At 54.4% G+C, this 20,788-nt stretch carries 20 protein-coding genes and 1 tRNA gene; 8 read left to right on the forward strand and 13 right to left on the reverse strand.

Annotated features, from left to right (window positions below; translation table 11 throughout):
* Window positions 1–23: 23 nt before the first annotated feature.
* Together feoB and JRG72_06705 are read left to right on the forward strand one after the other, a co-directional pair.
* Entirely contained in the window at window positions 24–2,030 is a 2,007-nt protein-coding gene (gene feoB, locus JRG72_06700) for a ferrous iron transport protein B (protein MBW2134905.1), read from the forward strand.
* A gap of 115 nt (window positions 2,031–2,145) precedes the next feature.
* Window positions 2,146–2,448 carry a hypothetical protein gene (locus JRG72_06705; GenBank protein MBW2134906.1) on the forward strand — a complete coding sequence of 101 codons (303 nt, stop codon included), beginning with the start codon at window positions 2,146–2,148 and terminating at the stop codon, window positions 2,446–2,448.
* A gap of 175 nt (window positions 2,449–2,623) precedes the next feature.
* Here the strand turns inward: JRG72_06705 and ribD are convergent, their stop codons facing one another.
* From ribD to JRG72_06770, 13 genes are all read right to left on the reverse strand, one after another.
* A complete protein-coding gene (gene ribD, locus JRG72_06710; GenBank protein MBW2134907.1) occupies window positions 2,624–3,706 on the reverse strand; it encodes a bifunctional diaminohydroxyphosphoribosylaminopyrimidine deaminase/5-amino-6-(5-phosphoribosylamino)uracil reductase RibD in 1,083 nt (360 codons plus the stop codon).
* Between the two features lie 29 nt (window positions 3,707–3,735).
* Entirely contained in the window at window positions 3,736–4,215 is a 480-nt protein-coding gene (nrdR, locus tag JRG72_06715) for a transcriptional repressor NrdR (protein ID MBW2134908.1), read from the reverse strand.
* A gap of 85 nt (window positions 4,216–4,300) precedes the next feature.
* Complete coding sequence (locus JRG72_06720; protein ID MBW2134909.1) at window positions 4,301–5,551, reverse strand: serine hydroxymethyltransferase; 1,251 nt, start codon at window positions 5,549–5,551, stop codon at window positions 4,301–4,303.
* Window positions 5,548–6,021: a ribose 5-phosphate isomerase B gene (gene rpiB / locus JRG72_06725; protein ID MBW2134910.1), complete on the reverse strand. Its 474-nt coding sequence runs from the start codon at window positions 6,019–6,021 to the stop codon at window positions 5,548–5,550. Before rpiB ends, JRG72_06720 begins: the two co-directional genes overlap by 4 nt.
* Before the next feature lie 2 nt (window positions 6,022–6,023).
* Window positions 6,024–7,262, reverse strand: a complete 1,239-nt coding sequence (gene fabF, locus JRG72_06730) for a beta-ketoacyl-ACP synthase II (GenBank protein MBW2134911.1) — start codon at window positions 7,260–7,262, stop codon at window positions 6,024–6,026.
* Window positions 7,263–7,331: 69 nt separating this feature from the next.
* On the reverse strand, window positions 7,332–7,565 hold the full coding sequence (gene acpP, locus JRG72_06735) for an acyl carrier protein (GenBank protein ID MBW2134912.1): 234 nt from the start codon (window positions 7,563–7,565) through the stop codon (window positions 7,332–7,334).
* Between the two features lie 110 nt (window positions 7,566–7,675).
* Window positions 7,676–8,422 carry a 3-oxoacyl-[acyl-carrier-protein] reductase gene (gene fabG, locus JRG72_06740; GenBank protein MBW2134913.1) on the reverse strand — a complete coding sequence of 249 codons (747 nt, stop codon included), beginning with the start codon at window positions 8,420–8,422 and terminating at the stop codon, window positions 7,676–7,678.
* Window positions 8,423–8,431: 9 nt separating this feature from the next.
* Window positions 8,432–9,622, reverse strand: a complete 1,191-nt coding sequence (locus JRG72_06745; protein ID MBW2134914.1) for an FAD-binding protein — start codon at window positions 9,620–9,622, stop codon at window positions 8,432–8,434.
* An 85-nt stretch (window positions 9,623–9,707) separates the two neighbouring features.
* Window positions 9,708–10,493, reverse strand: coding sequence for an electron transfer flavoprotein subunit beta/FixA family protein (locus JRG72_06750; protein ID MBW2134915.1), 786 nt, complete (start codon window positions 10,491–10,493; stop codon window positions 9,708–9,710).
* Between the two features lie 36 nt (window positions 10,494–10,529).
* Complete coding sequence (locus JRG72_06755) at window positions 10,530–11,690, reverse strand: acyl-CoA dehydrogenase family protein (GenBank protein ID MBW2134916.1); 1,161 nt, start codon at window positions 11,688–11,690, stop codon at window positions 10,530–10,532.
* Between the two features lie 10 nt (window positions 11,691–11,700).
* Window positions 11,701–11,883 carry a 50S ribosomal protein L32 gene (gene rpmF / locus JRG72_06760; protein ID MBW2134917.1) on the reverse strand — a complete coding sequence of 61 codons (183 nt, stop codon included), beginning with the start codon at window positions 11,881–11,883 and terminating at the stop codon, window positions 11,701–11,703.
* An 11-nt stretch (window positions 11,884–11,894) separates the two neighbouring features.
* Window positions 11,895–12,452 (reverse strand): DUF177 domain-containing protein, encoded by a 558-nt coding sequence (locus JRG72_06765; protein MBW2134918.1) that lies wholly within the window; start codon window positions 12,450–12,452, stop codon window positions 11,895–11,897.
* Between the two features lie 290 nt (window positions 12,453–12,742).
* Window positions 12,743–13,264: a cysteine hydrolase gene (locus JRG72_06770; protein MBW2134919.1), complete on the reverse strand. Its 522-nt coding sequence runs from the start codon at window positions 13,262–13,264 to the stop codon at window positions 12,743–12,745.
* A gap of 427 nt (window positions 13,265–13,691) precedes the next feature.
* On the opposite strand from JRG72_06770, the gene JRG72_06775 reads away from it, so the two are divergent.
* The 6 genes from JRG72_06775 (at window position 13,692) to infB (ending at window position 20,723) form a co-directional block, all read left to right on the forward strand.
* Complete coding sequence (locus tag JRG72_06775; protein ID MBW2134920.1) at window positions 13,692–14,576, forward strand: 4Fe-4S binding protein; 885 nt, start codon at window positions 13,692–13,694, stop codon at window positions 14,574–14,576.
* On the forward strand, window positions 14,573–15,325 hold the full coding sequence (locus tag JRG72_06780) for a histone deacetylase family protein (protein MBW2134921.1): 753 nt from the start codon (window positions 14,573–14,575) through the stop codon (window positions 15,323–15,325). The genes JRG72_06775 and JRG72_06780 overlap by 4 nt, the downstream gene beginning before the upstream one ends.
* Window positions 15,326–15,507: 182 nt before the next feature.
* Window positions 15,508–15,583: transfer RNA gene (locus JRG72_06785), tRNA-Gly, on the forward strand.
* Between the two features lie 215 nt (window positions 15,584–15,798).
* Window positions 15,799–16,263 (forward strand): ribosome maturation factor RimP, encoded by a 465-nt coding sequence (locus tag JRG72_06790; protein ID MBW2134922.1) that lies wholly within the window; start codon window positions 15,799–15,801, stop codon window positions 16,261–16,263.
* 180 nt (window positions 16,264–16,443) lie between these two features.
* Window positions 16,444–17,775 (forward strand): transcription termination/antitermination protein NusA, encoded by a 1,332-nt coding sequence (nusA, locus tag JRG72_06795; protein ID MBW2134923.1) that lies wholly within the window; start codon window positions 16,444–16,446, stop codon window positions 17,773–17,775.
* Between the two features lie 86 nt (window positions 17,776–17,861).
* A complete protein-coding gene (gene infB / locus JRG72_06800; protein ID MBW2134924.1) occupies window positions 17,862–20,723 on the forward strand; it encodes a translation initiation factor IF-2 in 2,862 nt (953 codons plus the stop codon).
* Window positions 20,724–20,788 lie beyond the last annotated feature (65 nt).

A 20,788-nucleotide genomic window follows, 5' to 3' on the forward strand; every position in this document is an offset into this window, starting at 1 on the left:
AGCTAAGGAGGAACAAGGAAATAATGGCAGAATTGACCATTTGTCTCGGAGGCAATCCCAACGCCGGGAAGACTACGGTATTCAACAAATTAATCGGCGCGCATCAGAAAGTGGGCAACTGGCCAGGGGTAACGGTCGAAAAGAAGGAAGGAAATTATTCTTATCAGGGGAAAAGCATCCGGGTGGTGGATTTGCCAGGGACGTATAGTCTGACCGCTTATTCCCTGGATGAGCGCATTGCCAGTGATTTTCTCGTCAAAGAACAGCCGGATGTAAGCGTAGCCATTGTCGATGCCTCGAACCTGGAGCGCAACCTCTATCTTGTCGTAGAGTTGCTGGAACTAGGGGCCAACCTGGTGGTTGACCTGAACATGATGGACCTGGTGCGCCAAAAAAAGTGGCGACTCGATGTTGAGCAACTTTCCAAATCCCTGGGCGTCCCCGTAGTCTCCACGGTAGCTAATCGCTGCGAGGGTCTGGAGGAATTGCAAGAGGCCATTGCCGCTGCCGCAAAGTGCCAGGCACAGCCCTTAAAAATCGATTATGGTCCCGAGGTGGAAAATGCCCTAGGCCAATTGACCGAGGATATTCAGCGGGTTAAAGACGCATCCATAAATACTCCCAGTCGCTGGTTAGCCCTCAAACTTTTGGAAAACAACTCTCAGGTGAAAGAATGGCTCCAGGGCTGGCCCCAGGGAGAAAAAATCTTGCATAAAGCCGAGGTTCTGGCCGCCGATCTCGGCAAGCTCATCGCCGACGATCCAGAGACTTATCTGATTGAGAGACGTTATGGTTTCATCAATGGGCTGATGAAAGAATGCCTGGCTAAACCTCTGGATCTGGCCGAGAGAATTTCTCTTTCGGATAAGATTGATAAAATTGTCCTCAATCGTTGGCTGGGCATCCCGATCTTTTTGTTGTTCATGTGGCTGACCTTCAAACTGGTCTTTGACCTGGGTAGTCCTTTGGCCGATTATATTGATGGAGGCTTTGGCTGGCTCGCCGAGGCCACCAAAACCGGACTCGGCGAGAACTGGTGGGCTTCGCTTTTAGGTGACGGCATAATCGCCGGCGTCGGTTCAGTGCTGGTCTTTTTGCCCAATATTTTAATCCTGTTCTTAATGATTGGCATCCTCGAAGACAGCGGCTATATGGCCCGGGCCGCGTTTGTGATGGATAGATTTATGCATAGCCTGGGGCTGCACGGCAAATCTTTTATTCCCATGATTCTCGGTTTGGGCTGCAATATTCCCGGCATTATGGCTTGCCGGACGCTTGAATCTCGAAAAGACCGGCTGTTGACCATATTGATTAACCCGTTTATGTCTTGTTCGGCCCGCTTGCCGATCTATGTCTTGTTTGCCGGGGCCTTTTTTGCCCACCACGCCGGGGCAGTGATCTTTATCTTGTATGTGCTCGGCATCATAGTAGCCGTGTTGACCGCGCTGCTCTTTAAGTCTCTGTTCTTTAAAGGGCAGGTGGCGCCGCTGATTATGGAGCTGCCGCCCTACCGCATGCCGACGGTTAAATCCGTATTGCTGCAAATGTGGCAGCGGGCCAGTATGTTTGTCAAAAAGGCCGGAACCATTATCCTGGCCGGGGTAATCCTGATCTGGTTGCTGTCTTCGCTGCCGGTCGGGGTGGAGTATGCCAGTGAGCAGAGCTGGATCGGCCAGTTAGGCAAAGTCTTTGCGCCGCTCTTTGCGCCGGCCGGTTTCGGCTTCTGGCAAGCTGCGGTCGCTCTGGTCTTCGGCATCGTCGCCAAAGAAGTGGTAGTCGGCACCCTGGGTACCCTGTACGGCATGGAAGAAGAGGGCTTGGGTAAAGTGTTGCCCCAATATTTTACCGGGCTGTCCGCCTTCTCTTTTATGGTGATGTCGCTGCTTTACATTCCCTGCATTGCTAGTATCGGGGTCATCAAAGCCGAGACCAACTCCTGGAAATGGACCGGTCTGGCCGTGGGCTGGAGTCTGTTGGTAGGCTGGGCCAGCGCCGTAGTAATCTTTCAACTGGGGCAACTATTGATTTGATGGTAGTGTAAATTTGATTGTGTGAATTTCTAAGGATTAGAAAAAAGGGTAGAAAAAAAGGCGTATCTCCCCTAGACTGGGTGGAACACAAACCTAACCAGAAAGGAGATACGCCATGCATGTTGAAATCAGCGTACCTGAAGTTGTGGAGCTTTTCAACGAAATTTGCCTGGCTCCAGAAAAGCTCTTTGAAATGATACGGTTGGATCTCCGTAAGGCCGCGGGGAAATATCTTGCCGCCCGGTTGGAGGAAGAATTGACCTTCTGCCGTGGCTTGTCTGGAGCGTTCCCTAAATCCTTGTTTGAGCTTCGTCCTGAAGAAGAGTGGCTCTCGCTGCGAACGACCAACATAATTGAAAGACTCAACAAGGATTTCAAAAGCCGAACCGAACCCATGGAAATAGTGGCGGGAGAATAAAGCTGTTATAGACTCCTGGCCTTTATTGCCTTGAAAATGGAATTGCATTGGCGGTCCAACCCGATCGGGAAGGTACACGATAATATGCCCTTTTTTAAAGAAATTAATCAATTCACACAAAAAACTTGACACTACCCTGGCAAATTCCACCAATTTGTCAAGTTTAGCAAAGTTCTTATTTTGCTTGCAGATATCCTGAAATAAGCAGGTCGGGGCCCAGGCGGCGGATGGACAGATCATGGGCAGGGCGGGCGTCCCGAATATGGGCTGCTCCCTGGCCGCCCAGGACTCCGACGGCATGGCGGCCGCCGATAAATTTGGGAGCATAGAAAAAGTAGAACTTATCCACCAGGCCCTGGTCAAAGAACGCGCCGTGGACCTCAGCGCCGCCCTCCACTAACACGCTCTGGATCTGGCGCTGGCCCAGGATTTTTAGGAGGTTGGGTAAATCTACCCGGGGGCCTTCTCCAGGCACCACCAAGACCTCTGCTCCGGTCTCCTGAACCGCCCGGATTTTTTCTGGAGGAGCGGCCGGAGTGCAGGCTATCCAGGTCGGGGCAATTGACTTCTGGGTCAAGACCTGGACATTGATACGAATCTTTAAGGTGCTGTCCAGAATCACCCGGATAGGATCCAGGCCTTTGCGGCGAGGTAACCGGGTAGTTAGTTGGGGATTATCGGCCCGCACAGTGCCGATGCCCACCAGGATGGCATCTACCTGGTGGCGCAGGCGGTGGACCTGGGCTCGGGCCTGGTCCCCTGTGATCCAGTGCGAATCGCCGGTATAGGTGGCGATTTTGCCATCCAGAGAACAGGCCGCCTTGGCAATCACCCAGGGGCGGCCGCTAGTCACTGCCTTGAAATAGGCCTCGTTGAGCTGCCGGGCTTCGGTCTCCAGCAGGCCGGATTCAACCGTCAATCCCTGACTCTGCAAGAACTCGGCACCGCCGCCGGTTACCCGGGGATTGGGGTCAGGGGTGGCCATCACCACCCGGGTAACACCCGCTCCCAATATCGCCGCGGTGCAAGGCGGAGTGCGGCCCTGGTGATGGCAGGGTTCCAAAGTGACATAAAGAGTGGCGCCACGGGCCTGGGGGCCTGCCGCCTGCAGGGCTTCGACCTCGGCGTGGGCAGCCCCGACGCGGCGATGATAACCCTGGCCAACTATCTGGCCTTCATTGACCACCACGGCCCCGACCATGGGGTTGGGCGAGGTATAGCCCGCGCCTTTGGCCGCCAGGCGCAGGGCCAGGGCCATATAGCGGCGATCTGCAGCGCTAAAGAACATCAGGAGGAGTCGGTTGTCGAAGCGGTTTTGCTCTCAAGGAGCTGCTTCAGTTCGTCCATGAAATCGGTAATATCGCTGAAATGACGGTAGACTGAGGCAAAACGCACATAAGCCACATCATCCCATTGACGCAGCTGCGCCATGACTTTTTCCCCGATCACGGTAGAAGGCACTTCTTTCTTGCCGCTTTCCTGGAGTTCCCGCTCCAGCCGATCAATAAAATGTTCGATAGCATCTATGCTGACCGGCCGTTTTTCGCAGGCCTTTTTAATGCCTTCGTAGATTTTGCTTCGGTTAAAGGCCTCACGCCGGCCATCCTTCTTGATTATCAACGGGGTGATGCCTTCGACTTTCTCATAAGTCGTGAAGCGCCGCTTACAATCCAGACACTCTCGCCGCCGTCTGATGGCGTTGGCCTCCCGGCTGATGCGGGAATCTAATACTCGGGTTTTACTGCTGCGGCAATACGGGCAACGCATGGCTAAAAATTTTAAACTTCCTTACCTGACAGGGCTGGCCAGGAGGAGGTAGGACCTAAGCCCGGTAATATCATGTAATATCTGCTTAACCTTCCCACTCCGGGGAAAATAATGGGTATTGGTGGCAAAATTCCCGGACCTGGGCCCGGATGCGTTGCAACCGGGAGCTGTCGGTGGGATCTGACAGCACCTGATGGATCAGGTCCACTATTTGTCGCATCTCGGCTTCTTTCATTCCCCGGGTGGTTACGGCCGGAGTGCCGATGCGGATGCCGCTGGTCACTATCGGGGGCCGGGGATCAAAGGGGACGGCATTTTTATTAACCGTAATGCCGGCCTGATCCAGCGCCTTTTCAGCCGTCTGGCCGGTCAGGTCGGTGGAACTCAGATCCAGCAGCAGCAGGTGGTTGTCAGTGCCACCTGATACCAGAGAATAGCCCCGCTGCTTGAATTCTGCTGCCATAGTCCGCGCGTTGGTGAGAATCTGTTGTTGATAGCTTTTGAACGACGGCCGTAAAGCCTCTTTAAAGGCCACGGCCTTAGCGGCAATGGTGTGCATTAAGGGCCCGCCCTGGATGCCCGGAAAGATCTGGCTATCCAGGATTTTGCCATATTTTCCCCGGGCCAGGATCAGGCCGCCGCGCGGCCCCCGTAAAGTTTTGTGAGTGGTCGAGGTGACAAAGTCGGCCTCCAATACCGGAGAAGGGTGCAGTCCGGCAGCAATAATGCCAGCGATATGAGCAATATCGGCCATCAGGTAGGCCCCGTATTCCCGAGCCAAGCGTCCGAAGCGCGCAAAATCAATAATCCGAGGATAGGCGCTGGCCCCGGCCACCAAAATCTTGGGCCGATGTTGCTGTAACAGCTCCTCCAGAGCGTCGAAATCGATCTCCCCGGTGTCCCGCTTCAGGCCATAAGTTACGGAGCGGTAGAGTTGGCCGGAAAAATTCTTGATGGCCCCATGGGATAGATGTCCGCCGTGGGCCAGATCCATGCCCATGATCGTATCCCCTGGGGCCATAACCGCAAAATAGACCGCCATGTTGGCCTGAGTCCCGGAATGGGGCTGGACATTGGCATATTCCGCCTGGAATAGCTGTTTGACCCGGATCAGAGCCAGGTTTTCGGCCTGGTCGACGTATTCACACCCGCCATAATAGCGCCGCCCGGGATAGCCTTCGGCATACTTATGGGTCAGGATCGACCCTTGGGCTTCTAAAACTGCCTCGCTAACGAAATTTTCCGAGGCAATCAATTCTAGCTTGTGGGTCTGACGGTCGCGTTCTTGCTCAATGGCAGCAAAAATTTCGGGATCGGTTTGAGCCAGCGAGGTCATGTCTCTGTACCTGGTTCCGGGCAGCTGGATTTGCAACCCAGGCGTTCAATCAGGTCCAAACGCTCCTGGTGACGGCCGCCCTCAAAAGAGGTGGTCAGCCAGACCCGGACAATCTCCCGGGCCAGCCCCGATCCGATAACCCGCCCCCCCAGAACCAGCACATTGCTATCGTTATGCTGGCGGCTCATCATCGCTGCATAAATATTATAGCACAGGGCGGCCCGGATGCCGGGGTAACGATTAGCCATAATCGACATCCCCAGGCCGGTGCCACAGATCAGAATGCCCCGACTGTCCGGATGGACCTGGACGGCCTGGATCGTTTTTTGGGCATAGAGTGGATAATCAACCGGGTCCGGACTGTAACAACCAACATCCTGGATCTCCAGGTTAAGGCTGTTCAGCAGGGGTAGAATTTCCTGTTTCAGGCCATAGCCGGCGTGGTCGCAGCCGATAATTATCGTTTTCATAATCACTCAAACCGTTTTAAAACGAGCACTGCATTGGTGCCGCCGAATCCAAAAGAGTTGGACATGGCGATCCGGACCGGCATTTCCCGGGGCTGATTGGGCACATAGTCGAGATCGCACTGGGGATCAGGATTTTCATAATTGATGGTTGGAGGCAAAATCCCTTGTTGCAGGCTGAGAACTGTAAAGACAGCCTCAATAGCCCCGGCCCCGCCTAACAGATGGCCGGTCATGGACTTGGTGGCACTGATCGGAATCTGGTAGGCCCGGGGACCAAAGACCTTTTTCAGAGCTAAAGTTTCCGACAGGTCATTGAGCGGCGTGGAAGTACCGTGGGCGTTGATATAGTCCACTTCGTCGATGCTGATACGGGCATCCTCCAGAGCCTGCTCCACGCACAGCACCGCGCCGGCGCCATCCGGAGAAGGGGCGGTCATATGATAAGCATCCCCAGACATGCCATAGCCGATGATTTCGCCATAAATCTTGGCCTCCCGCCGACGGGCAAATTCCAATTCTTCCAGAACTAAGATGCCCCCGCCTTCGCCGACCACAAAGCCATCCCGGTCCCGGTCAAAGGGCCGTGAGGCTCGCTGAGGCTCGTCATTACGGGTCGACAGGGCCTTCATGGCGTTGAATCCGGCGATCGCCAGCGGAGTAATCACCGCTTCGACGCCGCCCGTGATCATCACTTTGGCGCTTCCTCGTTGGATGATTTTGAAAGCATCGCCGATGGCATGTGCCCCTGAAGCACAAGCGGTCACCGTCGAGGTATTGGGACCCCGGGCGCCGAAATGCATGGCCACCAACCCCGGGGCCATATTGGCAATCAACATCGGAATAAAAAACGGGCTGACCTTGCGGGGGCCTTTGTCCAACAGAATGGTGTGGTACTTCTCAAGGGTATTTAGCCCCCCCAGACCACAGCCGACAATAGTCCCGACCTGGGGACTCAGTTCCGGAGTAATCTCCAACCCCGCGTCTTGCACGGCCAACACCGCCGCGGCCAGGGCAAACTGGCTGAACAGATCGGTCCGGCGGGCCAGCTTGGCCGGAATGAAATCTTCTGGCTTAAAACCTGGAACTTCTCCGGCGATAGTGGTGTCAAAGCCATCGCTCGGAAACCGGGTAATAGGCCCGATGCCCGATTTTCCGGCCAGCAGATTCTGCCAGGAAGGTTCCACCCCGATTCCTAAAGGGGTGATCAGGCCCAAGCCGGTGATTACTACCCGAGCACTCATGCTTCCAGGTTCTCCTCAATAGTTATCCATAAGGCCATTGTAAGGAAAAAAATCGCATGGGGCAACCGGTTACGCATGCGCCTTGATATAGTTAATGACATCCTGTACGGTCCGCAACTTTTCGGCCTCTTCATCAGCAATCTCGAGGTCGAACTCTTCTTCCATGGCCATGATTAATTCTACCAGATCTAAGGAATCGGCTCCCAGGTCATCCACGAAGGTCGCCTCGGGGACGACCTCAGATTTCTCCACTCCCAACCGATTAGTGATCAGCTCCACTACCCGTTCCTCAATGGACGCCATCGGTCCTTACCTCCTCAATATGAAAATGCTTGCAAGATGATCTTATCTGAATGATTAACTTATAGACTCTGTGGTTCGTGTCTTATCACTCTGTTAACGTTTAAACTGATTTATACCATAAGCATGCCGCCATTAATATGAATTACCTGGCCGGTGATATAGGCGGCCGCCTCAGAGGCCAGGAAGGCCACCACCGCGGCCACTTCTTCCGGGGTGCCGAAGCGATTCAAGGGAATCTGGGCCAGCATTTCCGCCTGGGTCTTCTCCGGCAGCGCCTCGGTCATCTCGGTGGCGATAAATCCGGGAGCTACGGCGTTGACGGTAATCTGGCGGGAGGCCAGTTCCCGGGCTACAGCCTTGGTAAGCCCGATCAGCCCGGCCTTGGAGGCCACGTAATTGGCCTGGCCCGGGTTGCCCATGACCCCGACTATGGAAGAAATATTGATAATCCGGCCATAATGCTGTTTGATCATGGGGCGGGCCACGGCCCGGATACAATTATAGGCTCCTTTGAGGTTGACCGCCAGTACCCGGTCCCACTGCTCCTCCTTCATCCGCACCACCAGGTTGTCGTGGACGATACCGGCGTTGTTGACCAGGATGTCCAGACGCCCGCTGCTGTTGATGATCTGCTCAAAGACGGCGCTTACTGCTCGGAAATCTGAGACATCAAACCCTACCACCTCGGCTTCGGCCCCTTGGGCCTGGACAGCTTGCCGGGTTTTCTCGGCTGCGTCCCAGTTGGCCACGTCATTGATATAAATCATGGTCTGGGGTTGGGCCAAGGCCAGAACACAAGCCCGGCCAATGCCCTGCGCCGCCCCGGTCACTAGTGCTACTCGCTTGATTTCGCTCATTGGCACTCCTTATCGGCTGCCCTTGATCTCCTGAATCAGGGCCGGGATGATTTCAAACAAATCTCCGACCAGGCCGACATCGGCGATCTGAAAGATCGGCGCCTTAGGATCAGAATTAATTGCCACAATGAAGTCAGACGACTGAATGCCGACCAGATGTTGGGCCGCGCCAGAGATACCGCAGGCAACGTAAAGCTTGGGAGACACGGTCTTGCCGGTCTGGCCGATCTGATGAGGATAGGATATCCAGCCGGCATCGACTGCCCCCCGGGTGGCGCCGATGGCACCCCCCAGCAGTTCCGCCAGTTCTTCCAAGAGAGCAAAATGCTTGCCATCTTGCAAGCCCCGGCCCCCGGCCACGATCACCTCGGCTTCGCCTAACGGCACTGCTTCGGTCATTTCGGCTACGGTCTGCAGAAACCGGCTCTTACCCGGTTGGTCCAGGGCAGCCACCTGCACCGGCACCACCTGGCCGTTCCGCTCCGGCTGCGGCGTCAGGCGTTTCATCACCCGCGGCCGCACCGTGGCCATCTGTGGATAAGAGCGGGGGGTGATGATGGTGGCCATAATGTTGCCCCCAAAGGCCGGCCGGGTCTGGAGCAGCAGGCGTTTCTCCAGATCGATGTCAAAGGCGGTACAGTCGGCGGTCAGCCCGGTGTCCAGGGCCGCGGCTACCCGGGGGATAAAGGCTCGCCCTGGATGGGTGGCGCCGGCCAGAATTATTTCCGGCTGGTAACGGCGGGCCAGTTCGGTCAACGCCTGGGCATAAGGCTCCTCCAGAAATTCTGCCAGCCGCGGGTGATCCACTACATAAATTTTATCTGCACCCGCCGCGGTGAGCTCTGCGGCCAGGTTCTGAAGCTGATGTCCGAAAAGCACGGCGCTCACTGACACTTTTAGGATTTCGGCCAACCGCCGCGCTTCCCCCAGCAGCTCCAGGACAACGGGGGCCAGCCGCCCGTGGCGCTGCTCGGCAACCACCCAGATGCCGTCCGGCGGCACCTCCGGCCGCGGCCCTGGCCCTTCACCTTCGGGCAAGGCCAGTGCCCCTACCTCACAGACCTCCACACACGCGCCGCAGAGGTTGCAGCCTTCGTCAATAACCAGCCGATCATCCTCCAGATGCAACAACCCAAAGGGGCAGACCTCGATACACTGACCGCAGGCGGTGCATTTTTCTAGATCAATGATAATTGCCATTTAATCAGCAGGAATTCTAATCAAAGGGGAGAAAAAGCTCATTGTTTTGCCCCCCCCATGGTTAATTACATAAACTCTGCCATCCTTAACCCAGTTTCATTTCATATAAACGGGTCCACAGCCGGTTGGCCAGCTCAGTAGGGGATCCTTCCCATAGCTCCCGCTGGCCCCGGGCCGGGGGCGGGAAGACCTTCACTACCTGGGTAAAAGAGCCGGGCAGCCCGACCTGATGGGGATGCAAACCTAAATCCTGCAGGCCCAATACCGGAATTTTCTGTTTTTTGGCCCGTAGTTTGGCCTTAAAAGACGGCACTCGGGGTTCGTTGATCTCTTTAACCACGGTGATCAGCGCCGGCAGCCGCACTTCCACTCCGTCATAGCCGTGATCTAACAGCCGTTCCACTTGCAGGACCTCAGGCTCCACAAAGGTCAACTGGCGGGCCCAGGCGACGTAGGGGATGTCCAGAAAAGCCGCCAACTCCGGCCCTACCTGGGCAGTGTCGCCGTCAATGGCCTGTTTGCCACAGATAATCAGGTCAGCCCCGCCCAGCTTGGTGATGCCGCGGGCCAGGGTGTAGGCCGTGGCCCAGGTGTCGGCCCCGGCAAAGGCCCGGTCGGACAACAGCACCGCGCCATCCGCCCCGTAGGTCAGGGCTTCCCGCAGGGCGTCGGCGGCCTGGGGCGGGCCCATGCTGAGCACCGTCACCGACCCGCCTTGGCGCTCCCGGACACGCAGGCCCTCCTCCAGGGCATAGAGGTCAAACGGGTTGATGATGCTCTTTACCCCTTCCCGCTGCAGGGTATGAGTGACCGGATCCAGTCGGATTTCCTGGGTCTCGGGTACCTGTTTGATACAAACGATGATCTTCATCAAGGGGATTGGGGGTCGGGGTGGACGACTATTTATTTATTTCCCTTTTTTGCTGAATTCCTTGTTTAACGCCTGGCCGATGATGTTGCGCTGAATCTGATTGGTGCCCTCAAAGATCTGCAAGATCTTGGCATCCCGCATCATCTTCTCCACCGGATACTCCCGCATATAGCCGTGTCCCGCCAAGATCTGGACCGCGTCGGTGGTCACCCGCATGGCCATATCGGTGGGGAAAAGCTTGGCCATCGCCGCTTGTTTGGCGAAGTCTTTGGGTTGACTATCAATATAACGGGCCACGGCATAGACCAGGGCGCGGGCCGCTTCCAGTTCGGTGGCCATATCCGCCAGCATATGCTGGATGGCCTGAAAGGAAATAATCGGCATGCCGAACTGATGGCGCTGGCGGGCGAAATGCACCGATTCCTCCAAAGCTCCCTGGGCCAGGCCCACGGCCAAGGCCCCGACCCCGGGCCGCGAATAATCCAGGGTCTTGAGGGCGATGATAAACCCCAGGCCTTCTTTACCGAGCCGCCGGTCCGCCGGGATCCGGCAGTTTTGGAAGATGATCTCGCGGGTGGCCGAGCACCGGATGCCCATCTTTTTCTCTTTTTTCCCGAAGGAAACGCCGGGATCGCCGGCCTCGACAATAAAGGCGCTGGCCCCGCGAGCCCCTTTGGCCCGATCGGTCATGGCAATAACTGAGTAGGTCTCGGCTTCCCCAGCATTGGTGATCCATTGTTTGGTGCCGTTTAAGACGTACTGGTCGCCGTCTTTGACGGCCACGGTCTGAATGGCCCCGGCATCACTGCCGGCCTGGGATTCGGTCAGGGCAAAGGCGGCCAGTTTTTCGCCCCGGGCCAGTTCCGGCAGATAGCGGCTTTTGTGAGCTTCCGAGCCGAAAAGTAAGATGGGATAAGCTCCCAAAAAACTGGCGGCATAGGTAGTGGCTACCCCTACGCAGGCGCTGCTTAAGGCTTCCAGGACCAGACAGTTTTCCAGACATCCCAGCCCCAGGCCGCCGTAAGCCTCTGGAATGATGACCCCGAACAGATCGGCTTGGGCCAGATCCTGGACGATCTCGGTAGGAAAGCGCTCCGCTTCATCCAGTTCGGCCCTTATCGGTTTGATGCGTTCCTCGGCGATTTGTTGGGCCAACTCCTGGAGCATTTTCTGCTCTTCGGTCAGCATATACTCCATCAGCGGCTCCTCACGACTCAGATTGAGGCATTACCCGCCGCCCTTTATAAAAACCGCAGTGCGGGCAGGCATGGTGCGGAAGCCGGTATTCGTTGCATTGCGGGCAGACCGCCAGATTCGGCAGGGTAAGACCCTGATGGGAGCGCCGCATATTACGTTTGGAAATGGATTTTTTGCGTTTGGGTAAGGCCACCTCAGAACTCCTTATTTGGAAGTTTTCTTCAGTTTATTCAGGACAGCAAAGGGTTGATTAAATCCGGTGCCACGGCAAGAGCAGGTTTCCTGATTGAGGTTGGCCCCACAATAAGGGCACAGCCCCAGGCAATCTTCCCGACACAAGGGCTTTACCGGCACGGCCAGCAAAATCTGTTCCTGAATTATCTGCTCTAAATCCAGTTCATCGCCTAAATAATAGTCCTCTTCCAGTTCTTGGGCGGATAATTCCAGTTCTTCAGCTACGTCGACGGGAGGACCGGGCTTAAGCAACAGATCAAACCGGCACTCCAGGGGCTGAAGAAAACTTTCCAGGCAGCGGCTACAGTTAAGCCGCCACTCTCCCGTTAGCTCCCCCCGGATCAGCAGATATTCCCCGGGTTTCTCCAAACGGATGTAACCCTGCACCGGTGATTCCAGGTAAAACTCCAAATCCGGTTCTTGGTCCAGCCAGTGAAGGAACCACTCTGTTCCCAACCGGACTTGAATATCTATCCCTTCCTGGGGGATTTTCTCAATCGGAATCTTTAGTAGACTAGCTTTGGTCATAGCAAGTTAAACTTAGGCAGATTAACTGGCACCGGAAGCATTTAGAGGCTAATCGGAGGGAAGGACCGGGGGTCTGCGATCTCTGGCTCCCTCTCCCCAACGCCGTTTTTCTCTGCAGGCGATTCATCTATTTTCTGACCTAAGTGAAAAATATAATAGGGACAAAACATAAACAAGTAATTATAAGGAAATAAATGTTCTTGTCAAGGTCTGCTTCCCAGATTAAGCGATCTTGTTTTGGCTTTTTTACCTGCCGCTCAGCCGGACCTTAGCCGTCCCTCCGTCTGCCCTTAGACCACCTGCACGCCCAGGATCTTAGCCATTCTTTTTAAGGCCCATTCATGGTCTTGTGGGTTTAAATCGGCTACCCCTGGCCGATGAACTACCACCGGATAATCCCGATCCACCAGGTCTCTAGCCGTTTCCATGACGCAGATGGAGGTGCAGACCCCGATCAGATGCACTTCCGTTATCTGTTCCCGTTTCAGGATCTCCTCCAACTCGGTGTTATAAAAGCCACTGAAGCGGGATTTCTCCACCCGATAATCTCCCGGTTGCGGGTTTAGTTGGGGGATGATTTCGGCTCCCGGGGTATGGCGCACACAGTGGGGCGGGAACCGGGCAAATTCGCGATCATCCGGGTCGTGCGAGTCGCATAAAAAAATGACCAGTGCCCCCTTAGCCCGCATTTCAGCGATTTTTTGGGCAACAAAGGGAATGATCTGCAATCCAGCTTCGCCGACAAACAGGGCACCGTCTGGATCCAGAAAATCCCGCAGCATATCAGTGACGATTAGGGCAGGTTTACCCATGCGGCTCTCCTTTACGGTCTGCACTGTTTTTAACATAACACCGCGATGCCGTTGGTTTCAATTGTTTTGTTTAAGAAATAATCCGGCTTGGCGAAAAGGGCAGGGGAGGGGGGGGAGGCACCAAAATATAATAGGGGTGACTGGAGGGTAATCTTGTCCCTGAAGGTTCTTCTTTAATCATTAGAAAAATGCAGGATTTTTTCCATCCGTGGTCATTTTTTGGGTGTTTTTTTTTGCCTCTGCCTAGAAAAGGCATATAATGAAAGTGATCTCATGCACTCCGGGGAGGGCCTATGCTACGTAATCCTGCGGTCTGGCTGCTGATTTTTTTTGCCTTATTATTCATTCTGGGACTCAATAGCGGTGAGGTGGAGATTCTGCTTAATACCGGGGTCACGATCTGCCTTTCTTGTATCGGGATCGGTTGATGAACCGTTTACGTCGCCTCATCCAGGTGCTGTTTACCCTGCTGACCAACGCCTACCTGTTGTTCCCCTGGGGGCCGGTGATTTATCAGGGGCCTCTCAAAGGTATTTGCCATCCCGGGCTGAACTGCTATTCATGTCCCGCGGCTCTGTTCGGCTGTCCGGTTGGCGCTTTCCAGAACTTTATGGCCAATATTCGCCTCTCCCTGGCTACCGGGGTTCCCCAAATGGGGACTATAGTCGTGGGATACTTAGGTTTTATCGGTTCTTTGGTGGGGCGCTTCCCCTGCGCCTGGCTCTGTCCTTTTGGCCTTATTCAAGATCTGCTCTATAAAATCCCCGGTCCTAAACTCAATATTCCAGGACCCTTAAAGTACGTTAAATATGTAATCTTAGTGCTTCTGGTGGTGATTTTGCCGCTTTTCTGGGTTGATCCTACCGGCCTGGGGACCCCCTGGTTCTGTAAATTAATCTGTCCGGCCGGGACCTTACTGGGAGCTTTTCCACTCCTGGTGGTCAAACCCAGTCTGTGGCAGGCGTTAAGCTTCTACTTTTGGAATAAGGTCATCTTACTGGTATTATTTATTGGGTGGAGTATCGTCAGCAGCCGGGCCTTCTGCCGGGTATTGTGCCCTTTGGGGGCTTTTTATGGGTTATTTAACAGATACAGCCTGTTCCGCCTCAACTATGATGAGGATAAATGTGTCCATTGCCTTGCCTGTTATCGCCAATGTCCGATGGGGGTGCGGCCTTATCAATATGCCGATGATACCAACTGTATCCGCTGCCTGAAATGTGTCCAGGCCTGCCGTTTTGGGGCCTTGTCTTTTAATTTGCGAAAGTTACCGGCGGCCCCGGCTAGGGCCATCCAGCAGAGGGAAACATGAAGCTGATCTATCATAGGAAATATCTGACTGATTACCCTACCGCCAGTGTGGAGCAGCCGGCACGGGTAAAGACCATATACGAGACCCTGTCCCGCCATTACTCGGTGCTGACTCCAGAACCGGCTACGGAAGCCGAGCTGTTATTGGTGCATAATCCTGAGCTTATCGACCGGGTCAAAAACAATGGCGGGCTTTATGAAGTGGCCTGCCTGGCAGCCGGCGGTGCCATCTTAGCCGCAGAGCTGGCCTGCCAGGGTGAGCCGGCTTTTGCGGCTATCCGGCCTCCTGGACACCACGCCAGTCCTTGCAGCCACTGGGGTTTCTGCTTCTTCAACAATCTGGCTGTTGCTATCGAACATCAGCGTAATAAAAAGGTGATCGAGCGCGCCCTGATTTTGGATATCGATCTGCATTTTGGAGATGGCACTGTCAATGTTTTTAGAGGGCGGCCGGGGGTCACGGTAATCAATATTGCCGAGAAAAACCGGGATAAGTATCTCCAGGAGGTCGAGGTTATCTTATCCGATGTGCACGCGTTTGATCTTTTAGGGGTGTCCGCCGGCTTTGATACATACCAGAAAGATTGGGGTGGCCTTCTGCTTACCGAAGACTATTTTCAAATCGGGCGGTGGATTAAAGATGCGGCCCGGGTCGTTTGCCAGGGGCGTCGTTTTGCCGTCTTGGAAGGGGGATATTACCTCCCTGATCTGGGCAAAAACGCCCTGGCCTTTGTCCAAGGCCTGGAATAAATCCGGTTGGAGCAAAGCCTGCCCTAGTGGTATGGGGACCGGAAATATGCCTTGCTCAAGATTATCCGCCGCTTTGACCTCCCTGGCTAGTTGACCCTGGAATCCGACTTTTTTTACCCTAACCTTCGAGAAAGATTGGAGTTGACTTCTATACCGATTATCTTTACAATATAATCATTAGAGCGGGCATAGCTCAGTTGGTAGAGTACAAGCTTCCCAAGCTTGGTGTCGCGGGTTCGAATCCCGTTGCCCGCTCCAAATTTCGATGAGTGCTGAAGCATTTATCGAAGACCCGCTTCCCCTTTCGAGGATTCTTGAAGCCAGCAATGCCTGGGGGCAAGGTTCTTTGAGTGGTGGATGGATGCGCGGCTGACGCGCCCCGAGATATGGAAAAATCTTGGATTTTCGCGGAAGTGGGCTAAGCCCACTTTTTTTTTAACTACACGGGTCTAAAGGCCCGCTGACTTAACCGGATGGATAAATCTGCAGAAATCGTCGCCCAGGTTACCGCCCTGGTGGAGCCTGTCCTTCAGGCCCAGGAAGTCGAACTGGTGGATACCGAAATGATTAGGGCCGGAAAACGCTGGCTCCTGCGCTTATATATTGACAAGCCAGGGGGGATTACCCTGGATGAATGTGCTCAGGTAAGTCATCTGGTAGGTGAGTTACTCGATGTTCATGATCTGATTGAGCAGGCCTATACCCTGGAAATCTCTTCCCCTGGCCTTACCCGGGCGCTGAAGAAACCGGCTGATTATCGGCGCTATATCGGACGCCTGGCTCGGATTACTATCCGGGCCGGAGCGGGAGAACGCCATACTTTTCGAGGAGAGCTGCTGGGCCTGGAGGACGACCGGGTGAAAATCAAAGAAGGTGAGGAGATTCATCAGATTCCCCTGAGTAACATTGCCCGGGCCAGGCTAGATTTTGAGTTGTAAGGGCTCAGCTATGAGTCATCAGTTATTAACAGCCTAAACCACTATAAGTGGCTGCCGCTAAGGCATTGCTTAAGCGTTACTGAAAAGTTATAATATAATTGGTAACTATAATAGCAATTGGTAACTGAACTCTGAGTTTGACTGTTAGGTTGCCAGTGCTACAGGAGAGCAGAAATTCTCATGACCGGAGAATTGAAACGTATCATCGACCAGGTTTGCCGAGATAAGGGGATCGACAAGGAGCTGTTGATTACCACCATTGAGGAAGCGGTACGTTCGGCGGCCAAGAAAAAATACGATCCCAAACTGGATATAGAAGTCAATTTTACCGAGGATACCGGAGAAATCGAGATCTTCCAATTCAAAGAGGTGGTCGAAGAAGTAACCGATCCCGATACCCAGCTCTCCCTGGAAGAAGGCCGCCAGTTGGACGCTGAGTGTGAGTTGGGCGATGTTTTGGGCATTAAATTGGATGCCAGCAGCTTTGGCCGGATTGCAGCCCAATCCGCTAAACAAGTGATCATCCAGGGGATGCGAGAAGCCGAACGGGATGTGGTCTACGAGGAGTACAAAGATCGTCAGGGGGAAATCATCAGTGGCATTGTGCAGCGCCAGGACAAGGCCGGGATTATCGTTAATTTGGGACGGACCGAGGCCATATTACCCCCGGAAGAGCAAGTACCACGGGAAAGTTATCGCCAGGGGGATCGCCTCCGGGCCTATGTGTTGGAGGTAAAACGCCATTCTAGAGGGCCACAGATAATTTTATCCCGGGTGCGGCCCGAATTCTTAATCTCCCTGTTTGAAAACGAGGTTCCGGAAATCTCCGAAGGAATTGTCCAGATCCTGTCCTGTGTGCGCGAGCCCGGCAGTCGGGCCAAGATAGCCGTTACCTCAAGGGACTCAGATGTGGATCCGGTCGGGGCTTGTGTGGGTATGAAAGGCTCCCGGGTGCAGAATGTCGTCCAGGAACTGCGTGGTGAAAAGATCGACATCATCCCCTGGAATCCTGATCCGGCCAAATTCGTTACTCAGGCTCTGGCTCCGGCGGAAGTCAGCCGCATCATCTTGGACGAAGTCAATCAGGCCATGGAAGTCATTGTGCCTGATGACCAGTTGTCCCTGGCCATTGGCAAGCGGGGGCAAAACGTCCGTCTGGCTTCCAAGCTGACCGGCTGGAAGATTGACGTTAAGAGTGAAACCAAGTATTCCAAATCCCTGAAGGAGAGCTATCTTTCCTTACTGCAAATCCCTGGGGTGGGAGAAATGACTGCCAGTGCCCTTTATGAAGGTGGATTTACCTCAGCCCGGGAGGTTGCCGAAAGCAGTTTGGAAGATTTGCTGCAGGTCCCGGGGTTGAATGAGAGAAAAGCGGCCAATATCATTGCCGCCGCCAAAGAGATGCTGGCGGGCCCGAAAGAGAAGCCAGCCACCGCAGAGACCGCTGAGGCTCTGTTTACTGCTGAGGGGAAAACCGAGCTACCCGCCGAAGAAGAGGATCTGGGAGTCTGACCCCCCGGATCCGGCTAGAGTTAGGTGCCGGGAATAAATAAGCTTTTATTTAAATAAGAAATTTTGTTACGGGGATAGAAAGATTTATGGCAAAAACTAGAGTATCACATCTGGCCCGAGAATTTAAAATAGGTGTCAAAGACCTCCTACAGCGTCTCAAAGAGATGAATTTAGAGGTCGAAAATTACCTTAGTTCCATAGATGAGCCTGATTTAGAGCGGGTCAGAAGTGTGTTGTCAAAAACAGCACCTCAGGTCGAGGAGCGTCGATTGGAGAGCGGCGTTAAGCGCCGTCGCCGATTAACCTCGGCAGGATTGCCAGCCCCCTCTGCGGAGGCTGCTCCAGAAGCAGAAGTCAGTGAGGAAACCGCCAAGCCCGCCGCAGTATCGACCGACGTCTCGGTATCGGATGAAGCCCAGGGAATTGCTGCCGCAGAAGGTGAGAAAACCGAACCCCACGCAACAAAGGAAGCCACACCTAAAACTCGAGATCGCAAAAAACCGACCAAAACTACAGCCCGGATTATTGTCTGGTCCGAAGCGGAAAAGCCGGCCCCAACCCCGGAGGTCTCGGAAGTTAAAGCCGAGCCGGAACCGGCCGAACCGTCGCCACCTGAACCAGAGACTGCGGTCGCATCATCGGCCCCAGAAATACCTTCCGCTTCGGAGGCGTCTCCGAAGACTGCCCCGGCGGAAGCGGTGGAGGAAAAAAAGGTGACGGCGGATAAAGGGGCGGAGGCCAAGACAACGGATGCTTCGGCGGCCCTACGGCGGCAAAAAGCCAAAAAAGCCAAAAAAGAGGCACCGGCACGAATTATCAGCCTGCCCCCGGCCGAGGAAATCGAGCCCCAATCTGTATCCGAATCTGAGGTTGCTCCCAAGCCGTCTTATCGGCCTAAAATTGTTGAAGTGGCCAAACAGCGGGAAAAGGTCTCCGTAACCGCCGAGAGAGAAGAAAAGAAACCTAAAGCCAAAAAGAAACGGGGTAAGCGGGGGATAGAAACGGTTAGCGATGAAGCAACCCGGAAAAAGGCTCTCCGCAAAAAGGAAATCCGAGAAGGGGCGGAATTATATGAAGGGGTAGAGGGCGACTCCCGTTTTGTTTCCAAGAAAAAAGGCGTCAAAAAAGCCATCAGGACGGTTTCCAAGACTGCGCTGACCGTACCCAAAGCCATTAAACGTCGCATCAAAGTGGGAGACTCGATCACCGTCGGTGAACTGGCCAAGCGGATGGGTATCAAGTCGAGCGAGATAATCAAAAAGCTCATGGGCCTAGGCGTCATGGCCAACATTAATCAGCCCATTGATTATGATTCCTCGGTGCTGGTGGCCAGTGAGTTCGGTTATGAGGTGGAACGAGCCTTTCCCCATGAAGAAGATATCATGGAATTGAGGCCTCAGGGAGAGGGCAATCTGGTCCCCCGGCCCCCGGTCATCACCATCATGGGCCATGTCGATCACGGTAAAACCTCTCTGTTGGATGCCATTCGCCAGAGCCGGTTAATCGAGTCCGAGGCTGGCGGCATTACCCAGCATATTGGGGCTTACCAGGTGTCATTGCCGCATGGTGAGGTAGTTTTTCTTGATACTCCAGGCCATGAGGCCTTTACTGCCATGCGGGCCCGCGGGGCCCAGGTGACTGACCTGGTGGTCCTGATCGTGGCCGCAGATGACGGCGTTATGCCCCAGACCCTGGAAGCCATCAACCACGCCAAGGCGGCGGGGGTGCCCCTGGTCGTGGCGATCAATAAGATTGACAAAGCCAATGCCAATCCGGAACGGGTTAAACGGGAACTAGCGGAACAGGGCATTGTCCCCGAAGACTGGGGTGGAGATGTACAATTTGCTGAAATCTCGGCCAAGAAACAATTGGGCATTGACGAGCTTTTGGAGAAGATCCTCCTGCAAGCCGAGCTTTTGGAACTCAAGGCCAGTACCGACAGCCTAGCTCGGGGTCGGATTATCGAAGCCAAACTGGATAAAGGCCGGGGGCCGGTTGGCACCGTCCTTATCCAAGAGGGAACTCTAAAAACGGGCGATGTCTTTGTCTGCGGTTTACAGTATGGCCGGGTCCGGGCCATGTTCGACGATAAGGGAGCGCGGGTGGAGGAGGCTACCCCGGCCATTCCCGTAGAAGTCCAGGGCTTCAGTGGGGTGCCTAATGCTGGGGATGAATTTATGGTCCTCGAAAATGAGCGGGTCGCTAAACAGGTAGCGCAGTTAAGGCAGCAGAAACAACGCGAGGCGGCCCTGGCCCGAATAAGCAAGGTCACCCTGGAAAAGCTTTACGAACGCTTCCAGGAGGGCATGGTCAAAGAACTGAACCTGATCCTCAAGGCCGATGTCCAGGGGTCCATCGAGGCCTTGACTCAAGCCCTGTCGGAACTGGGCACAGAAGAAATTAAGGTCAACGTCATCCATGCCGGGACCGGTGATATTGTGGAAAGCGATATCATGTTGGCTTCGGCATCCAATGCCATTGTCATCGGCTTTAATGTGCGCATTAATCCCAAGGCCCAAGCCCTGGCGGAACAAGAAGATGTTGATGTCCGGTTCTACGACGTTATTTACCATCTGAGCAGCGATATTCATTCCGCCCTGGAAGGCATGCTGGAGCCGACTTACGAAGAACGGCCTTTAGGCCAAGCCGAGGTGCGGCAGACCTTTTCTATCACCAAAGTCGGGACCATTGCCGGTTGCTATGTAACCGAAGGTAAGTTTGAACGCAACGCCTTAATACGGGTGCGGCGTGACCATGAAACGATCTTTGAAGGCAAGATCAGCTCCTTAAAACGGTTCAAGGATGATGTCAAAGAAGTGGCGGCCGGCTATGAATGTGGCATCGGCATCGATAAATTTGATGACATTCAGGTAGGTGATATTCTTGAGGCCTATCGCCTGGAAGAAGTTAAGGCGCATTTAGAGCCTATGCCTGGCAGACAAGGTTGAGGCTACCGCCGATGATTAATTAGTGCTCAGCAAGAGCTTATTTGTGTTTACTGATAACCCAAGAC

The organism is Deltaproteobacteria bacterium (genome assembly GCA_019309545.1).
Lineage (GTDB): Bacteria > Desulfobacterota > Desulfobaccia > Desulfobaccales > Desulfobaccaceae > Desulfobacca_B.

Bases quoted from the DNA above. Each gene is read 5' to 3' on its own strand.
- acpP (MBW2134912.1), bottom strand. From the start codon at position 7,565: ATGGCGTCCATTGAGGAACGGGTAGTGGAGCTGATCACTAATCGGTTG.
- JRG72_06780 (MBW2134921.1), top strand. From the start codon at position 14,573: ATGAAGCTGATCTATCATAGGAAATATCTGACTGATTACCCTACCGCC.
- JRG72_06770 (MBW2134919.1), bottom strand. From the start codon at position 13,264: ATGGGTAAACCTGCCCTAATCGTCACTGATATGCTGCGGGATTTTCTG.
- JRG72_06750 (MBW2134915.1), bottom strand. From the start codon at position 10,493: ATGAAGATCATCGTTTGTATCAAACAGGTACCCGAGACCCAGGAAATC.
- JRG72_06790 (MBW2134922.1), top strand. From the start codon at position 15,799: ATGGATAAATCTGCAGAAATCGTCGCCCAGGTTACCGCCCTGGTGGAG.
- rpiB (MBW2134910.1), bottom strand. From the start codon at position 6,021: ATGAAAACGATAATTATCGGCTGCGACCACGCCGGCTATGGCCTGAAA.
- nrdR (MBW2134908.1), bottom strand. From the start codon at position 4,215: ATGCGTTGCCCGTATTGCCGCAGCAGTAAAACCCGAGTATTAGATTCC.
- JRG72_06765 (MBW2134918.1), bottom strand. From the start codon at position 12,452: ATGACCAAAGCTAGTCTACTAAAGATTCCGATTGAGAAAATCCCCCAG.
- JRG72_06720 (MBW2134909.1), bottom strand. From the start codon at position 5,551: ATGACCTCGCTGGCTCAAACCGATCCCGAAATTTTTGCTGCCATTGAG.
- JRG72_06745 (MBW2134914.1), bottom strand. From the start codon at position 9,622: ATGGCAATTATCATTGATCTAGAAAAATGCACCGCCTGCGGTCAGTGT.
- JRG72_06755 (MBW2134916.1), bottom strand. From the start codon at position 11,690: ATGGAGTATATGCTGACCGAAGAGCAGAAAATGCTCCAGGAGTTGGCC.
- fabF (MBW2134911.1), bottom strand. From the start codon at position 7,262: ATGAGTGCTCGGGTAGTAATCACCGGCTTGGGCCTGATCACCCCTTTA.
- infB (MBW2134924.1), top strand. From the start codon at position 17,862: ATGGCAAAAACTAGAGTATCACATCTGGCCCGAGAATTTAAAATAGGT.
- feoB (MBW2134905.1), top strand. From the start codon at position 24: ATGGCAGAATTGACCATTTGTCTCGGAGGCAATCCCAACGCCGGGAAG.
- JRG72_06705 (MBW2134906.1), top strand. From the start codon at position 2,146: ATGCATGTTGAAATCAGCGTACCTGAAGTTGTGGAGCTTTTCAACGAA.
- JRG72_06775 (MBW2134920.1), top strand. From the start codon at position 13,692: ATGAACCGTTTACGTCGCCTCATCCAGGTGCTGTTTACCCTGCTGACC.
- ribD (MBW2134907.1), bottom strand. From the start codon at position 3,706: ATGGCCCTGGCCCTGCGCCTGGCGGCCAAAGGCGCGGGCTATACCTCG.
- fabG (MBW2134913.1), bottom strand. From the start codon at position 8,422: ATGAGCGAAATCAAGCGAGTAGCACTAGTGACCGGGGCGGCGCAGGGC.
- nusA (MBW2134923.1), top strand. From the start codon at position 16,444: ATGACCGGAGAATTGAAACGTATCATCGACCAGGTTTGCCGAGATAAG.